Annotated in this window: 18 protein-coding genes; 17 read left to right on the plus strand and 1 reads right to left on the minus strand. The window is 69.9% G+C overall.

The genetic code is table 11. The features are described from left to right. Positions 1 to 9: 9 nt before the first annotated feature. The 8 genes from orn (at position 10) to BDK89_RS03060 (ending at position 6,799) form a co-directional block, all read left to right on the plus strand. Positions 10 to 651, plus strand: a complete 642-nt coding sequence (orn, locus tag BDK89_RS03025) for an oligoribonuclease (protein ID WP_133867551.1) — start codon at positions 10 to 12, stop codon at positions 649 to 651. Continuing rightward, the gene (locus tag BDK89_RS03030; protein WP_133867552.1) at positions 632 to 1,555 is read left to right on the plus strand and encodes a hypothetical protein; all 924 of its coding nucleotides are present in this window, start codon (positions 632 to 634) and stop codon (positions 1,553 to 1,555) included. The genes orn and BDK89_RS03030 overlap by 20 nt, the downstream gene beginning before the upstream one ends. A gap of 125 nt (positions 1,556 to 1,680) precedes the next feature. Continuing rightward, positions 1,681 to 2,655 carry an NAD(P)H-quinone oxidoreductase gene (locus tag BDK89_RS03035; RefSeq protein WP_133867553.1) on the plus strand — a complete coding sequence of 325 codons (975 nt, stop codon included), beginning with the start codon at positions 1,681 to 1,683 and terminating at the stop codon, positions 2,653 to 2,655. Between the two features lie 207 nt (positions 2,656 to 2,862). Then, the gene (locus tag BDK89_RS03040; protein ID WP_133867554.1) at positions 2,863 to 3,300 is read left to right on the plus strand and encodes a WhiB family transcriptional regulator; all 438 of its coding nucleotides are present in this window, start codon (positions 2,863 to 2,865) and stop codon (positions 3,298 to 3,300) included. A gap of 548 nt (positions 3,301 to 3,848) precedes the next feature. Then, on the plus strand, positions 3,849 to 4,295 hold the full coding sequence (locus BDK89_RS03045; protein WP_133867555.1) for a WhiB family transcriptional regulator: 447 nt from the start codon (positions 3,849 to 3,851) through the stop codon (positions 4,293 to 4,295). Between the two features lie 164 nt (positions 4,296 to 4,459). Then, positions 4,460 to 5,062: a TlpA family protein disulfide reductase gene (locus tag BDK89_RS03050; protein WP_133867556.1), complete on the plus strand. Its 603-nt coding sequence runs from the start codon at positions 4,460 to 4,462 to the stop codon at positions 5,060 to 5,062. Continuing rightward, the gene (locus BDK89_RS03055) at positions 5,062 to 5,946 is read left to right on the plus strand and encodes a cytochrome c biogenesis CcdA family protein (RefSeq protein WP_133867557.1); all 885 of its coding nucleotides are present in this window, start codon (positions 5,062 to 5,064) and stop codon (positions 5,944 to 5,946) included. The genes BDK89_RS03050 and BDK89_RS03055 overlap by 1 nt, the downstream gene beginning before the upstream one ends. A gap of 10 nt (positions 5,947 to 5,956) precedes the next feature. Then, entirely contained in the window at positions 5,957 to 6,799 is an 843-nt protein-coding gene (locus BDK89_RS03060) for an NUDIX hydrolase (RefSeq protein WP_133867558.1), read from the plus strand. A 119-nt stretch (positions 6,800 to 6,918) separates the two neighbouring features. Here the strand turns inward: BDK89_RS03060 and BDK89_RS03065 are convergent, their stop codons facing one another. After that, entirely contained in the window at positions 6,919 to 8,109 is a 1,191-nt protein-coding gene (locus BDK89_RS03065) for an Mrp/NBP35 family ATP-binding protein (protein WP_133867559.1), read from the minus strand. Positions 8,110 to 8,148: 39 nt separating this feature from the next. On the opposite strand from BDK89_RS03065, the gene BDK89_RS03070 reads away from it, so the two are divergent. From BDK89_RS03070 to BDK89_RS03105, 9 genes are all read left to right on the plus strand, one after another. Next, positions 8,149 to 8,874, plus strand: coding sequence for a helix-turn-helix transcriptional regulator (locus BDK89_RS03070; RefSeq protein WP_133867560.1), 726 nt, complete (start codon positions 8,149 to 8,151; stop codon positions 8,872 to 8,874). A gap of 142 nt (positions 8,875 to 9,016) precedes the next feature. Then, positions 9,017 to 9,340, plus strand: coding sequence for an iron-sulfur cluster insertion protein ErpA (gene erpA / locus BDK89_RS03075; RefSeq protein WP_133867561.1), 324 nt, complete (start codon positions 9,017 to 9,019; stop codon positions 9,338 to 9,340). A gap of 108 nt (positions 9,341 to 9,448) precedes the next feature. After that, positions 9,449 to 11,074 carry a fasciclin domain-containing protein gene (locus BDK89_RS03080; RefSeq protein ID WP_133867562.1) on the plus strand — a complete coding sequence of 542 codons (1,626 nt, stop codon included), beginning with the start codon at positions 9,449 to 9,451 and terminating at the stop codon, positions 11,072 to 11,074. Positions 11,075 to 11,143: 69 nt separating this feature from the next. Further along, positions 11,144 to 11,755 carry a hypothetical protein gene (locus BDK89_RS03085; protein ID WP_133867563.1) on the plus strand — a complete coding sequence of 204 codons (612 nt, stop codon included), beginning with the start codon at positions 11,144 to 11,146 and terminating at the stop codon, positions 11,753 to 11,755. 19 nt (positions 11,756 to 11,774) lie between these two features. Beyond that, complete coding sequence (locus BDK89_RS03090; RefSeq protein WP_133867564.1) at positions 11,775 to 13,298, plus strand: (2Fe-2S)-binding protein; 1,524 nt, start codon at positions 11,775 to 11,777, stop codon at positions 13,296 to 13,298. A 37-nt stretch (positions 13,299 to 13,335) separates the two neighbouring features. Then, a complete protein-coding gene (locus BDK89_RS03095) occupies positions 13,336 to 13,686 on the plus strand; it encodes a RidA family protein (RefSeq protein WP_133867565.1) in 351 nt (116 codons plus the stop codon). A 22-nt stretch (positions 13,687 to 13,708) separates the two neighbouring features. After that, positions 13,709 to 13,864: a hypothetical protein gene (locus BDK89_RS21565; protein ID WP_166657339.1), complete on the plus strand. Its 156-nt coding sequence runs from the start codon at positions 13,709 to 13,711 to the stop codon at positions 13,862 to 13,864. A 10-nt stretch (positions 13,865 to 13,874) separates the two neighbouring features. Continuing rightward, complete coding sequence (locus tag BDK89_RS03100) at positions 13,875 to 15,239, plus strand: pyridoxal phosphate-dependent decarboxylase family protein (RefSeq protein WP_133867566.1); 1,365 nt, start codon at positions 13,875 to 13,877, stop codon at positions 15,237 to 15,239. Positions 15,240 to 15,254: 15 nt separating this feature from the next. Continuing rightward, complete coding sequence (locus BDK89_RS03105) at positions 15,255 to 16,610, plus strand: 8-oxoguanine deaminase (protein ID WP_133867567.1); 1,356 nt, start codon at positions 15,255 to 15,257, stop codon at positions 16,608 to 16,610. The last annotated feature ends 6 nt before the right edge of the window (positions 16,611 to 16,616 follow it).

The following is a 16,616-nucleotide window of genomic DNA, read 5'->3' on the forward strand; positions in this document are numbered from 1 at the left end:
GTCGGATCGATGCTGGTGTGGATGGACCTGGAGATGACCGGCCTCGATCACACCTCGGACGTGATCGTCGAGATCGCGACCCTGGTGACCGACGACGAGTTACAGATCGTCGCCGAGGGCCCCGACCTGGTCGTCCACCAGCCCGACGACGTACTCGCCCGGATGGACCCGTTCGTGGTCGACATGCACACCCGGTCCGGGCTCCTCGACCAGATCAAGGCGTCGACCATCACGCTGGAGGAGGCCGGAGCCGAGACGCTGGCGTTCATCAGGGAACACGCGCCGGTCGAGCGCACGGTGCCGCTGTGCGGCAACTCGATCGGCACCGACCGACGGTTCCTCGCCGCGTATCTTCCCGAGATCGAGGAGTACCTGCACTACCGCTCCGTCGACGTGTCGAGCGTGAAGGAGTTGGTCCGGCGCTGGTACCCCGACGTGCTCGGCGCCCGTGGATGGAAGCAGGGTGCCCACCGTGCGCTCGACGACATCCGCGAAAGCGTCAGCGAGTTGCAGATCTACCGTGACCTCGTCTTCGCCGGGCCCGACGACGTCGCCGCACGGCTGGCCGCGCTGAAGGCCGAGTCGGCCGACGCCGATCCGGTCGAACCGGCCGACGCGAGCACCGCGAGCGATGCGTCGCCGAACGGCTGAGTTCGTCGCGCTGACGGCGCTGCTCGCACTGGCGTCGTGCGCCAGCAACGACGGCCGTGAGCTCGCCGAAGCCGTCGACCCGCTCCCGGTGCGCGACACGTCGCCGGCGACGTCGGTGACGGTGCCTCCGGCGACGCTCGACCTGCCGCCGGCCGCGACCGGAACCGCGACGGTGCCGGCCGACGCCGGCCGGGTCACGATCGACGAGTTGCGGAGCCCCGAGAACGGAGTGGCGCTGGTCGTGGGCCGTGGCGCCGTCGCCGCCGACCCGGTCACCGTCGACGACGCTCCCGGTGACGTGGTGTCGTTCGACATCGCCGCCGACGGCACCTTCGAGACCCGGGTGTTCATCGCCGACGAGGGCGCACACACCGTCTGCGTCGCCGACGCCTGCGGACGCGTCTACACCCTCGACCCCGACGCCGACACCAAGGAAGAGGTCATCGCCAAGATCGAAGCGGCGATCCCGTTGGCCCAGGGCATCGCCCCGACCGACGTGTGGTTCCCCGAGTGGACGATCACCATCGGCGGCCTGCTGTCGGGCACCGGCGGCACCGCCGATGCCTCCACCAAGGAAGTGATCGTGTACCGAAACCGCGGACGCACGGTCGACGACTTCGTCCGCACGATCCTGCACGAGTACGGCCACGTCGTCGACTTCGAGTGGCTCGACGACGAATTGCGCGACGAGTTCACCGAGCTCCGAGGCTTCCCCGCCGACACCCCGTGGCGCGGCAACGGCGGCCACCGCATGGAGGATTGGGAAGGGTCACCGTCGGAAGACTTCGCCGAGGCAATGGTGGCGTTCTGGTCGGCCGACCAGTGGGACATCCGCACCGACGGTGGTGAGCTCACCGACGAGGTCACCACCTTCCTCGACCTCCTCACCACCGCCAACACCTGACCCCGACACCCGACGCCGACATCCGATCAAGGCGTGAACCAACTGCGGAACTATTCCGCAGTTTGTTCACGCAATGGCCGAGGTCGGTGGGGGCGGGGCGGGGTGGGCACGCGAGACTCGGGGGTATGCGCGCTGTCGTCGTCAACGAGTACGGCGGGCCGGAGGTGCTCACGGTCACCGACGTCCCCGATCCCACCCCCGGTCCGGACGAGATCCTGGTCCGGGTCGCCCACTCGGCGGTGAACCGGGCCGACACCCTGCAACGACAGGGCGGCTACCCCGACCCGCAGCGGCGCGACCACGAAATCCTGGGCCTCGAGTACGCCGGAACGGTCGCCGCGGTCGGCGACCGGGTGACCCTGTGGCAGCCGGGCGATCGCGTGATGGGCATCGAGGCGGGTGCCTGCAACGCGGAACTGCTCGTGACCCACGAACGGCTCGCACTGCCGGTGCCCGAGTCGGTCGACCTGGCCGATGCCGCCGCCTTCCCGGAGGTGTTCCTCACCGCGTGGGACGCGCTCGTCGTCCAAGGCGGGCTCACGAGCGGACGGTGGGCGCTCGTCCACGCCGGGGCGTCCGGTGTCGGGACCGCGGCGATCCAGATCGCGAAGGCGATCGGTGCCCGCATTGCCGTCACCTGCTCCGCCGGCAAGATCGACGCGTGTCGGGAGCTCGGCGCCGACGTGGTGCTCGAGCGGTCGCCGGCCGACTGGGCGTCCGAACTGAAGTCCGCGGTCCCGGGTGGCGTCGACGTCGTCCTCGACGTCGTCGGCGGCGAGGAGGCCAACCGCAACCTGGCGTCGATCAAGCCGCAGGGCACGATCGTCCAGGTCGGTCTGATGGGAGGCGCCAAGACCGACGTCAACATCGGCCTGCTCCTCGTCAAGCGAGCCACCTGGATCGGGACCACCCTGCGGTCACGGCCGATCGAGCAGAAGGCGGCGATCTGCCAGCGGTTCGTCGCCGAGATGGTGCCGCTGATCGACGCCGGCGTGCTCCGCCCGGTCGTCGACTCCCGCTTCGAACTCGACCGGATCGCCGACGCACATCGCCACATGGAGGCCAACGCCAACGTCGGCAAGATCCTGATCGACCTCTGATTCGGGGCCTGCCCGAAGAATTTTCCAAGAAAACCGCGAGGTCGACGTGTTGGGTGGCTCTGGACGGACGTGAACACACGTCCCGAGGAGCACCACCATGACCGATCGACCGACCACCGGCGCCGCGAGAAATCTGCGGACGCGCGTATCAGCGACCCCGGCTCGCGCCTCTCTGGACCCGACACAGGAAGCGAAGGAGCAGCGGGAATGACACTCATCGACCTCCCTGTCGGCGGACGGGCCGCCGACGACATCGACGACAACACGTTCGACCGGTTCGACCAGGACGAGCGGCGCGGCGTCAGTTGGGCGCACACCGACGACGAGGCATCGACGGCCGACGAGCCGCAGTTGTCGTCGTATCCCCGGTGTTCCGACGGCAACGGCACGCTCACCCACCTGTTCTTCTCCGACGACGAGTTCGACATCGCTCGCGCCAAGGCGATCTGCGGCAAGTGCGGGCTCGCCGAGTCGTGCCTCACGTCGGCGCTCGAACGGGCCGAACCGTACGGCGTGTGGGGTGGGTCGCTGGTGATCGACGGCGTGATCGTCGAGGTCAAGCGTGGCCGTGGCCGACCGCCCAAGCATCCCCGTCCGCCGTTGGTCGTCGACGAGGTGCCGCTGCCGCCGCACCTGGTGGCCTGAGATGTTCCTCTGAGGCAGCGTTCCGAGCCTCCCGGAGGCTTTCTGTCCGACATGGCAGAAACCTCCTTGACTGACGTCGGCGCAGCGTGGTCCACTAGACCCCGCTGCGCCGAACACGCGTAGTGCGGCCCGGCCGCGAAACCCACCCGAATCCCGGCACCCCACTCGCGTAGGGTGCCCACCCAGGAGGACGAACCGAATGATTCCGATGACGACGCAAGAACTGGGCCAGCAGCCCGGTGGCGCGCGTCTCGGCGCGTTCGCCTCCCGCTGCCGCTCGCATGCCGCGCGCCGCGCACCGCATGCCGGTAGCTGGCGTGCTGCTGCGGTCTCCCCGTCCCATGTCGCGACCCGTGTCGCGAATCCGGCAGCCGATGCCGCGATGGGCTACGTGGGGACCACCGGCGCCACCGGTCTCGGTTTCGGCCTGATCAAGCGCACCGCCCGGCCCCTCGGAACGAGGTCGACGTAACTCCAACGTCGAAACACCTCACACCGAGGCCGCCGGGTTCCGAACCCGGCGGCCTTCTTCGTTTTTCAGCCCTCGCATGACAACCACCACCACCCACCATCACGACAACCAGCAGAACAGGACCAGCACCGTGAACATCATCGAACTCTCGCCCGTCGACGAAACCTCCGTCTCCACCGTCCCCGTCGCCCGCTGCGCCGACGGCAACGGCACCCTGACCCCGCTCTTCTTCTCCGATCACGTCCTCGACATCGCTCGCGCCAAGGCGATCTGCGCCAAGTGCGCCCTCGCCGAATCGTGCCTCGCGGACGCCCTCGACCGAGAAGAGCCGTGGGGTGTGTGGGGCGGCGAGCTCCTGTCGATGGGCCGGATCGTCGCCAACAAGCGACCAGGTGGTCGACCACCCAAGCGGCCCAGGCCGCCCGTCATCGTCGACGAACTCGGTGTCGTGGAGGTGGATGTTCGTGCATCCGCCGACTCGCCGCCCGCCGTAGACGGTGACAGCGACCTGGTCGCCGTCTAGGACGACCACCACCAGATCGCGGCCCGGCCGGCTTCATCACCGACCTGCCGGGCTGTCGACGTCACCGGCACACCCGACCTTCCCACGGGCGTGTCGGCGTCCCCCCGGGCCCGGCCGGTGCCTCGCGAGTTCGCCTCGCGTGGCACCGGCCGTAGCCTGACGGGATGACCGGACGGCCCCGAGATCGCGCCCTGGCGATCGTCGCCGGTTCGGTCGTCGCCGTGGCCGTCGTCGTCGCCGGATTCTGGCTGGGTGGCGCCTTCGAGCCGTCGCAGCGCACCGACGGTTCGTTCGTGCTCGACGAGCCGGGCATCTTCCAGCAGCCCTTCGACGACGTCAACGACGACACCTCCGGCGAACAGCTCCCCGACGTCGTCCTGATCGACGCCGACGGTGTCGAGCGCAGTCTCGACGAGGTCGCCGACCGACCGGCGATCGTGAACCTGTGGTTCTCCCGCTGTATCCCGTGTCGGCGCGAGCTCGTCGATTTCGCCGAGGTGCACGCCGAGTACGGCGATCGCATCGCCTTCGTCGGTATCGACCCGTTCGACACCCCCGAGGCGATGGTCGAGTTCGCCACCGAACGTGGCGTCGAGTACGAGCTCTGGCGCGACCCCGACCAGGAGTTCGTCGATGCGATCGGGATCGTCGGCTTCCCGGTCACCTTGTTCGTCGACGCCGACGGCACCGTGGTCCGCCAGACCGGCGAGATCGACGCGGCCGGGCTCCGGAGCGCCATCGCCGAGCTGTTCCCGGACGTCGGCTGATGGGGCTGTCGTTCCTCCGCGGTCTCGTCGCCTCGGTCAATCCGTGCGCGTTCGTCCTCCTCCCGACGTACCTCATGTACTTCCTCGGCCTCGCCGGCACGCATCCGGGCGACCAGCGCGCATCGGTTCGGCGGGCCCTGCTGGTGTCGGCCTCGGTGTCGGCGGGTTTCTTGTCGGTCTTCGTCGCGGTCGGCGTGGTGTCGGAGTACGTGACCGGCTGGATCGAGAGCAACGCGATCTACGCGACGGCCGTGATCGGCGCCGGATTCGTGATCCTCGGCATCGCGATGCTCGCCGGCTACGAACTCCCGGTGAGCACGCCGGCCATCGGGTCGCTCGGCGGGTTGCGAGCCGAACGGGCCACGATCCTCGCCATGGCCGGCTACGGCGTCGCTTATGCGATCACGTCGATCAGCTGCACGCTTCCCCTGTTCAGCACGACCTTGTTCGGCAACGTGCGACGCGATGGGTGGGGGAGCGGCTTCCTCAACGTCGTCGCCTACGGGCTCGGCATGGCGCTCGTCGTCACGGCGCTGACCGTGGCCTTGGCCGTGGCGAACACATCGCTGCTCGGCGCGTTGCGGTCGGGTTCGAGATACGTCCACACCGTCGCGGCGACGCTGGTGCTGTTGTCCGGCCTGTACCTGCTCTACTACTTCGTCGTCGTCGACCTGAACGAGGGCAACTCGGCGATCACCGATCGTGTCGACTCGCTCCAACAGCGCATCACGATCGCGCTCCAGGATCGCTGGCAGATCGTCGCGACCGTCCTCGCTGCGATCGTCGTCGCCGCGATCCTGTTCGCCGTCGGTCGTCGCGGCGACCCAGACGACGTTCCGGAGCCGACCGGCTCCGAGTCCGGCCCCGGCGAGCACGTCGCCTAGCGTTCCGGCGATGCCCGACACCCCGCAGCGCGCCGCCGACGTCCCCATCCGACCCGCCGCCACGGTGATGCTGGTGCGCGACGGCGAGGCGGGCCTCGAGGTCTTCATGATGCAGCGCACGTTGTCGGCGGCGTTCGCCCACGGCATGTACGTGTTCCCGGGCGGCAAGGTCGACGCTGCCGACGAGGCCGATCACTTCGAACCGATCTGCGACGGGCTCGACGACGGGCCGGCGTCCGAACGACTCGGTCTCGACTCGGGCGGTCTCGCCTGGTACGTGGCCGCCGTGCGCGAGGTGTTCGAGGAGGCGGGTGTCCTGCTGGCCCGCCGGGAGGGCGACGACGAGGTGGTCGATCTCGACGAGCCCGACATCGCCGCCCGCTACAACGACGCCCGCCACGCGATCCACGAGGGTCGGCTCGACTTCGCGCAGTTCTGCGCCGACGAGGAGCTGCTGCTGCTGGTCGACTCGTTGCATCTCGTCGACCACTGGATCACGCCACAGGGCGAGCGCCGCCGGTTCGACACCCGGTTCTTCCTCGGTGCCGCGCCACCGGCGCAACACCCCCTGCACGACGACAAGGAGACGATCGACAGTCGGTGGGTGCGCCCGGCCGATGCGATCGACCTGTGGCGCAGCGGCGAGCTGCAGATGCTGCCGCCCACGATCGCCACGCTCGAGTTCCTGCTGCCGCACGCGACCGCCGGCGACGCCGTCGCCGCTGCGGCGGCCGTCGGCATCCCTGAACCGGTCTTGCCGAAGGTGATCGTCGTCGACGGCAAGGTCGTCGGGATCAAGCGCCCCGGTGACGACGGCTACGACGACGCCGTCGAACCCGAGTTCACACTCTGACGACGAACGACACCATGACAGAAGGGGTCAGGCACCTTCTGTTCGCACCCGTCGACGGTGGTCGGAGCTGACGGAACAGAAGGTGCCTGACCCCTTCTGTTCCGTCTCTTTCGTTGCCGTCAGTCGTCGAAGGCGGCGTTGACGGCGTCGAGGAGGCGGGCTGAGCAGCCGGCCATGTCGACGTCGGTGTCGGTCTTCGGCGGCACGATCTCGGTCGCCAGCCGTTCGGCGATCGCACGGAACTCGGCCGCTGCGGCGCCGTCACCGCCCGTCGCAACCGGGACACCGTCGTCGTTGCCGGCAGCGACCGCCGGTTCGAGCGGCACCTGACCGATCAGCGGTGCGTCGATCGCCGTGGCGAGCGCCTCGCCGCCACCGTCGCCGAACAGGGCGTACGTCTCGCCGTGGTCGCAGACGAAGGCGCTCATGTTCTCGACCACGCCGATCACGGGCAGGAAGCTGCGGGCTGCCATGTCGGCCGCACGCTGGGCCACTTTCTGTGCGGCACGGGCCGGCGTGGTGACGATCAGCATCGACGCCCGCGGGAGCAGCCGGGCCAGGCCCATCTGGACGTCGCCGGTGCCCGGCGGCATGTCGATCAGGAGGTAATCGAGCTCGCCCCAGGCCACGTCGGACAAGAACTGCTCGACCGCTTTCGTCAGCATCAGGCCGCGCCACATGAGCGCCGTCGACTCGTCGACCAGGAACCCGGTCGACACGACCTCGAGTTCGCCCGGGCCGATCTGCTTCTTGTTGGGGATGATCTTCGGTTTCTCGGAGCCGTCGACCCGCTCGGCTTCCATGCGGTCGGAGATGCCGAGCAGCCGCGGCATCGAGAACCCCCAGATGTCGGCATCGAGCACGCCGACCCGGAAGCCCCGTGCCGCGAGCGCAACCGCCAGGTTGGCGGTGACCGAACTCTTGCCGACCCCGCCCTTGCCACTGGCGACCGCCACGACCTGGCAGTCGGTCGGCACGGCGGTGTGCGGGGCTCGCTCGCGGGCGATCCAGCGAGCCGTCGACATCACGTTCGAGCGCTCCTCGGGGGTCATCTCGCCCCACTCGATCCGGACGTCGGCGACGCCGGGATGCAACCCGAGGCGTGACTCGACGTCTTTCTTGATGTCGGCGCGCAGCGGGCACCCGCCGATCGTGAGCTTGATCGTGACGGTGACGACGCCGTCGTCGGCGACCACGACATCGGGAACCATGCCGAGGCTCACCACGTCGGCGCCGAGTTCGGGGTCGACGACGCCGCGCAGGACGCTCATCACGTCGTCTCGGGTGGGAGGGGCGACGTCAGGTGCCATGTGGTGATTTTACCGGTGGATGCCGTGTAATCTCTCCTCATGGCCGCAGAACGGGATCATCGACCGCCGGCGGTCGTCGACGCGCCCGATCTCACCGACCCTGCCGCCCGCCTGCAACTGTTCAAGACCCTCGGCGACAACACCCGGTACGCGATCTATCTCGAGCTCGCCCGCTCGGCACGGCCGCTCACCACGGCCGAGATCGCCGACCTGATCGAGCTCCACCCGAATACCGTCCGACCGCACCTGGAGCGGATGCGCGATGTCGGGCTGGTCTCGGTCGAGGTGGCCGGGCGCGGCGACGTCGGCCGTCCACAGCACCGCTACTCGCTCTCCGACGCGGCGCCGTCGCTCGGACTCGAACCGCCGGTGCTGCCTGTGCTCGCCCGCATGGTGCTCTCGATGGCCGAACGCCTCGGCGCCGGCCCGACCGACGCATTCGCCGTCGGCGAAGACGAGGGCCACGCACGCAGCGTGGCCTTTCGCTCGGCACCGTCGAGCCTCGAGGCGGTCGTGTCCGACCTCGACCGGCTCGGCTTCGACCCGGTCGTCCACGGCGATCCCGACGACGACGAGCTCGCGGTCGTCGCATTCGCCAACTGCCCGTTCGGCGATCTGGCCGAACGTCATCCCGATCTCGTGTGCAGCCTGCACCACGGCCTGATCGCCGGGTTCCTCGCCGAGCTCGGCGACACCGACGTGCGCGAGTTCTGCTCGGTCGCCGCCCGCACGCCGTGCCAGGTGTCGCTCGTCGGAGCGCCCTGATGCCGTGCACCGCCCGGTTCATCACCCGAATCATCACCGCAGGTGATGTTCCGGCCGTCACCCCGTGCGGCGCGCGGCGGGCCGCCCCGGTACACTCGAATCTCATCTTCACCGCAATCCACCCCGTGTGAAAGGACCGACGATGATCACCCTCACCGATTCCGCCACTGTCAAGGTCCGCGAGTTGCTCGACTCCGAGGGCACGCCCGATTGGTCGCTGCGCGTCGCCGTCAAGCCGGGTGGCTGCAGCGGATTCCAGTACGAGATGTACTTCGACGGTGACGTCGCGTCCGACGACGAGCAGGCCAAGTACGACAACGACGTCAAGGTCGTCGTCGACCCGGCCTCGGCCCAGCTCCTGCAGGGCGCCACGCTCGACTACAAGGACGGTCTCGACCAGTCCGGGTTCTCGATCACGAACCCGAACGCCTCTCGCACCTGCGGCTGCGGTCAGAGCTTCTCCTGACCGCTCGGGCCTCACGGTCCGCCACACGCGTCCCGCGTGTTGAGAAACTGTTGCACTCCGTTGACGAGGGTTGCCTCGCGCCACCCCCGCTGAGATGGTGACCCCGTTATGAGTTCGCCCGTCCGCCGTGACACGCGCCGATATCGGCGCCGGATCCTCGCGATCTGCGCGGCGATCGCGACGATCGGCTTCGTGGTGACGGCCCCGATCTATCTCGATCGGGTCGAGTCCGACCTCGAGACGCGTGTGCCCGACGAGCTCGCCGAGGCCGGCTACCCGAACCTGACGGCGAGCTTCAGCGGGCAGGACGGCACGATCTTCTGCGAGGCGCCGCTCAACGATCCCGAGGCCGCCCGACAGGCGGCGTACGACATCTGGGGCGTCCGTGCGATCGAGCTCGACCGCACCTGTCGGGTCAACACCTCGCCGCTCGTCGACGACGGTGCCGACGGGACGGCCGACACGACCGCCGACGCCACCGAGGCGGCCGACGCCACCGATCCGACGCCGCCCACCACGACCACACCGACGTCGACGACGTCGCCGTCGGAGCCGGCGTTCGCCACCGTCGCCGACGCCGTGGCCGGATCGCCTCAGCTGTCCCTCCTCGCCGTGCTCCTGCAGGAAGCCGACCTCATCGCCGAGTTCGGCGACCCCGGCGCCGACCAGGTCACGCTGTTCGCCGCGACCGACGACGCCTTCGAAGCCCTGCCGGCCGACGTCCTCGCCGAGATCCGCGAAGACACCGAGCTGCTCCGGTCGCTCGTGTTCCACCACACTGCCGACGGGGCCCTGTCGAGCGACGACTTCGAAACTGGCCCGATCGACATGGCCGACGGGACGACGCTCGACCTCGACGCCGAGGTGCCGTCGATCGACGGCGTCACGATCAGCGTGCTCGACATCGAGACGGGCAACGGCGTCGTCCACATGATCGACGAGGTGATCTTCCCCGACGACTTCGGCGTGGGCGCCGCGGCGATGGCCGAAGCCGGTGCTGCGTTCGACGGCACGACCGTCGGCCTGACCGGCACCGTCGCCACCGAAGCCGTCCGCGCGACGCTGTTGGGGGCCGCCGCCGACGGCGTCGAGGTGGTCGACGAGCTGGGCGTCGACCCCGACACCGGTGTCGACGCCGAGGTCGGTGCCCGCATGGCGGCGCTGATCTCGTCCTCGACGTCGCAGCTCGTCGAGGCGTCGATCGCGTTCGATGGTGAAGCGTTGACGGTCACCGGCGTCGCTCCGTCCGAGGCCGCTCGCGACGTGGTCGCCGAGGTCGCCGCCGAGGCCGACGCGGCCGCCGAGATCACCGTCGAGGCGGCGCCCGAACCCGAACCCGAACCCGAGCCCGAGCCCGATCCGGCCGCCGACGTCGAGACGTTGCTCAACGCCTACGTCGCCGCGAACCCGATCCTGTTCCAGCCCAGCTCGGCGCTCATCACCGACGACTCCGCGCCGGCGCTCGACCGGATCGCCCAGATCATCGGCGGTGCCGACGGGGTGCTGGTCACCGTCGAGGGCCACACCGACAGCGACGGCGACCCCGACGAGAACCTGACGCTCAGCCGCCTGCGGGCCCTGTCGGTCGAACGGGCTTTGATCGAGCGCGGCATCGCCGACGCCGTGATCGAGTTCGAGGGGTTCGGGAGCGAACAGCCGATCCTCGTCGACGGTGTCGAGGACAAAGCCGCCAGCCGGCGGGTCGAGTTCCGAGTGGTCACGGTCTCGCCGTGATGCCCGTGCGAACATGGAACCCCGTACACTGCCCGCCCCGCTCCTGCCCGCCCCGGAGGTGACCCGCTGATGCCCTACACCCTCGCCAAGATGCTCCTGTGGATCGTGCTCGCGGTCGGTCTCGGCATCATCACGGGCTGGCTCCTGCGCAACGTCACGGCACGTCGTCAGATCGCTCGTGCTCGCAGCCAGCGCGGCGACAACGGCGAGGTCGAACGGCTCCGGGGCCGTATCACCACCCTCGAATCGACGATCGCCGAGCGCGATCGCCGGATCGCCGACCTCGAGTCCGACGTGGCGCCGCCCGCCGACGCCGACCCCGAACCGGCGCCGGAGACCGCCGGCGACGTGCTGATCGGCGCACCGGCCGACCCCGAGACGGAGCAGGCCGAGGCGGTGCTCGGCACGCCGGTCACGATCGACGACCTCAAGGTGATCGTCGGCATCGGCCCCACCGTGGAGGAACTCTGCCACGGCATCGGGATCCGGACGTGGGCCGACCTCGCGTCGACCGAGGTGTCACTGCTGCAGACGATGCTGAACGACGCCGGCGCCCGGTCGAAGACCAACGACCCGACGATGTGGCCGCACCAGGCCGAACTCCTGGCCGCCCGCGACTGGGCATCGTTCGCTGCGCTGCGCGACGAACTCACCGCACCGTCCGACGCGTCGACGTCGTGACGACGCCGAACCGGTTGCGATGAGCGACGTCGAGTTCACGGTCAACGGTCGAGCCGTCGCTGTGCCCGCCCGTGGATCACTCCTCGACGCGCTCCGTGAGGAGCTCCGTCTCACCGGCGCGAAGGACGGCTGCAGCCCGCAGGGCCAATGCGGCTGCTGCACCGTCTGGGTCGACGGTCAGCCACGTGTCGCCTGCGTCACGCCGGTGGCCCGTGTCCGCGGACGGTCGGTCACCACGATCGAGGGTCTCCCCGACGCAGCCGACTGGTCGGCGACCTTCACCCGCCACGGAGCCAGCCAGTGCGGCTTCTGCACGCCCGGCATCATCATGCGGGCCGCCGGGCTCGACGAGGCCAAGCGGTCGACCACGGCCGGGGCATGCCAGGCCATGCTCGCCCATCAGTGCCGGTGCACCGGTTGGCAGACCGTCATCGAGGCGATCGTCGACGGCCCGGGTGGCGACGCCGACCTCGACGACGCGTCGGCTGCCGCGGCGCGTGCGCGCCTCGAAGGAGGCGTGCCCCAGGTCGTCGGCCCGAACGTCGCGCTGGGCGCCGGCGGGTTCGCCGACGACACGGCTCCCGCCGACGCGCTGGTCGCCGTCCGAGACTCGGCCGGCGACTGGGTCGTCGGCGACACCCTGCACGAGGCCCGCGAACGGAGCGGGAAGGTGCAAGGACGCCGCACCACTGCCCCGATCGCCTGGCCGATCGACGTTGCCGACGGCGATTGGGACCTGACCCTGCAGACCACGTGGGTCGAACCGGGCTACCTCGAACCCGACGCCTCGTGGTGCGAACCCGGCGGCGAGCCGATGAGTTCGCACGGCAACGGCGGTGCGTTCGGCGGCAAGGAGAGCGGCGAACTGGGCGAGGTGGCCCGTCGTCTCGCCGACGAGCACGGCCGACCGGTGCGGGTCCTGTCGACCCGTGAGGACGTCGTCCGGCTCGGGGCCAAACGCCCGCCGTTGGCGATCGGCGCGCGGTCCGACGGCACCGGCGTCGTCCACGTGGCACGGACGCCGGGCATCGTCGACGCCGTGAGGTCGGCCGCTCCCGGCTTCGACGTCGTCGAGGTCGACCTCGTCGGTCCGGCGACCTCGTCGGCGATCCGCGGCGCCGGGTGGGTCGAGGCCGCGGTCGTCCTCGCTGCACTGTCCGGCGATGCCACGTCGAGTGTCACCGCTCCGAACGGCGGATCGGCGACCGCGTCGGTCGCGGACGACGGTGCGATCACCGTGCGCGTCGACGCCGGAGCGGTGCTCGACGCCCGCGTCCTGCGGAGCTACTGCATCGGTGCGGCCCACATGGCCCTCGGTTGGGTCACGAGCGAGGGGCTGTCGCTCGGCGACGACGGCGTGCCGCACGACCTCACGATGCGGTCGTTCGGGGTGCTCCGAGCCGTCGACACCCCTCGGATCGAGGTCGAGATCGTGTCGTCCGACGCCGAACCGGTCAACGGCAGCGATGCCGTCTTCGCAGCGGTGGCCTCGGCGGTCTGGCGTCGCGCCGGGCTCCCGGCCCGCTGGCCCACGACGCACTGACCCGCTCCGCCGATCCCAGACGGTACGGTGGCGCGCCATGAGCAAGCCTCTCGGTCCGTACACACCCGCCGTCCGCGCCGGTGACTTCATCTTCGTCTCGGGTCAGGTCGGCATCGCCGACGGATCGCTCGCCGACGGCGGCGTCGCCGGCCAGACGCGTCAGGCCGTCACCAACCTGACCGCGCAGCTCGAGTCGATGGGGGCCTCGCTCACCGACGTCGTGAAGACCACCTGCTTCCTCGTCGACATGGACGCCTTCGCCACGTTCAACGACGCCTACGTGGATGCGATGGGATCGCACCGCCCGGCCCGCTCGACGGTCGCCGTACGCGAACTCCCCATCGGGGCCGTGGTCGAGATCGAAGCCGTCGCCTACCGTCCGGCCTGACCGAGCGGCTAGCCTCTTGCCCATGGCCGGAGCCATTGCGATCGTCGTCGCCCTGCTGATCTTCCCGTCGCTGGTGCTCATCAGCGGCGGCTTCGGCTCGGCCATCCTCGGGTTCTTCCTGCAGCGTGACGGCGAGATCCGTCACGAGGGCAGCGAGCTGCTCGACATCGACGACTGACGTCGCGGCGATGCATCGTCACGACGCATCGACCGAGATCCTCACCCAGGCGGTCCTCCGCTACGCGGTCGACCGGGTCCGGCTCGACCCACCACCACTCGACGGCCCCCAGAGCGCGCAGAACCTGCGCGCCATGGCCGGCCACACGATCACCGAACGCGGTATCGGCGGTCTCGAGGCACTGCGCGTCTTCGGCGATGTCCTGGCGCCCGCGTGCATCTCGGTCGATCATCCACGCTTTCTGTCGTTCGTGCCGGCGGCGCCCACCGAGGCGGCGATCCTGTTCGATCTCGTCGTCGGCGCCTCGAGCGTCTACGCCGGGTCGTGGATGGAAGGGGCCGGTGCGGTCTTCGCCGAGAACGAGGCACTGCGCTGGATCGCCGACCTCGCCGGTCTCCCGCCCGAGGCCGGCGGTGCGTTCGTCAGCGGCGGCACGGCCGGGAACCTGTCGGCGCTCATCGCCGCCCGGTGGAAGTGGCGCCACGACGCGGCCGGCGAGCACGATCGCACCCGCGGCCTGATGATCACCTCGTCGGGCGCCCACTCGTCGGTGGCCCAGGCGGGTCGGGCGATGGACGCCGACGTGATCACGGTGCCGGCCGACGAAACCGGTCGGATGCACGGCGCCCAACTCGACGCCACGGTCGAGGCGCTCGACCCCGTCGATCGGGACCGACTCTTCGCCGTGATCGCGACGAGCGGCACCACGAACGCCGGGGTGATCGACGACCTGACCGGCGCCGCCGACGTCAGCGAGCGGCTCGGGGTCTGGTTCCACGTCGACGGTGCCTACGGCGGCGCCGGGCTGGTCGCGCCGGCGCTGCGCGACAAGTTCGCCGGCATCGAGCGCGCCGACAGCTTCATCGTCGATCCGCACAAGTGGCTGTTCGCCCCGTTCGACTGCTGTGCCCTGCTCTACCGCGACCCACGTGTCGCGAAGGCCGCGCACACGCAGCAGGCGGAGTACCTCGACGTGCTCCACGACGACGACGACTGGAATCCGAGCGACTACGCCCACCACCTGTCGCGTCGTGCCCGTGGCCTGCCCCTGTGGTTCAGCCTCGCGACCCACGGCACGGCCGCGTATCGAGAGGCCGTGGAGACGACGCTCGAGGTCGCCCACGCCGGCGCCGACCTCATCCGCCGGAGCGACCACTGCGAACTCGTCGTCGAACCCGAGCTGTCGATCGTGATGTTCCGACGCCGCGGATGGACGGCCGAGCAGTACCACGCCTGGAGCGATGCCCAGCTCGCCGCCGAGGAGTCGTTCGTCGTCGCGACGTCGTGGCACGGCGAGACGGTGCTCCGCATCTGTCTCGTCAACCCGCTCACCACCGTCGACGACCTCGCCGCCATCATCGAATCGCTGCGCTGAACGAAAGGGCTGCTCATGGCCGACCTGCTGATCTCGAACGCCCGGTTGCTCGCCACGATGGACGGCGACCGGCGCGAGCTCACTGGCGGGTGGGTCAGCATCAGCGACGGCCTCGTCGAAGCGGTCGGGCAGGGCGAGCCGCCGGTCGCGACCACGGTGATCGACGCCACCGACTGTCTGGTGACGCCCGGGTTGATCAACACCCACCATCACCTGTTCCAGAACCTGACCCGGGCGTTCCCGCCGATGACCGACAAGCCGCTGTTCGGATGGCTGCAGTCGCTCTATCCGCTTTGGCGTGCGATCGACACCGACGCCGTGCACGTGTCGGCGTGGGTCGGGCTGGCCGAGTTGGCGCTGTCGGGCTGCACGACGTCGACCGACCACCTGTATCTCCATCCGAAGGGTGCGGGTGATCTGCTCACGGCCGAGATCGAGGCGGCTCGTGACCTCGGTGTCCGATTCCACCCGACTCGCGGTTCGATGTCGCTGTCGGAGAAGGACGGCGGTCTGCCACCCGACGACGTGGTCGCCGACGACGACGACATCCTGGCAGCGAGCGAGGAAGCGGTCGCGAAGCATCACGACCGGTCGTGGGGAGCGAGGACCCGAATCGCGCTCGCACCGTGCTCACCCTTCTCCGTCACCGAGCAGCTCATGGTGCGCACGGCCGAACTCGCCGAACGGCTCGACGTCCGGCTCCACACCCACTTCGCCGAGAACGACGAGGACGACGAGTTCAGCCTCGAGACGTTCGGGTGCCGTCCGATGGAATACCTCGAACGCACCGGCTGGGCGACCGACCGCACCTGGGTCGCCCACTGCGTCAAACCCGACGACGACGAGATCCGGCGTCTCGGTGCCGCCGGCGTCGGCGCAGCCCACTGCCCGTCGAGCAACCTGATCCTCGCCTCCGGCATCGCCCCGGTCGTGGCGCTGCGAGCCGCCGGTGTGCCCGTCGGGCTCGGCGTCGACGGATCGTCGTCGGCCGACGCCGCCTCACTGTGGCTCGAAGCCCGGCAGGCGATGCTGCTCGCCAAGCTCCGTGACGGCGCACACGCGGGCACCGCTCGGATGGCGCTCGAGATCGCGACGCTCGGGGGCGCTGCGTGTCTCGGACGCACCGGCGAACTCGGCGTGCTCGAACCGGGCGCCGTCGGCGATGTCGCCGTGTGGTCGCTCGACGGTCCGATCTTCGCCGGGGCCCTCGCCGACCCGATCGAGGCGTGGCTGCGCTGCGGACCCGTCGCTGCCCGGGACACCGTCGTGCACGGAACCCCGGTGGTGCAGGGCGGCCGACTGGTGAGCGAGCGCGTCGACGAGATGGTGCAGCTCCACACGCAACACAGCCGCCGCATCCAGCAGCGCTGACGGACG

Source organism: Ilumatobacter fluminis, from assembly GCF_004364865.1.
GTDB lineage: Bacteria > Actinomycetota > Acidimicrobiia > Acidimicrobiales > Ilumatobacteraceae > Ilumatobacter > Ilumatobacter fluminis.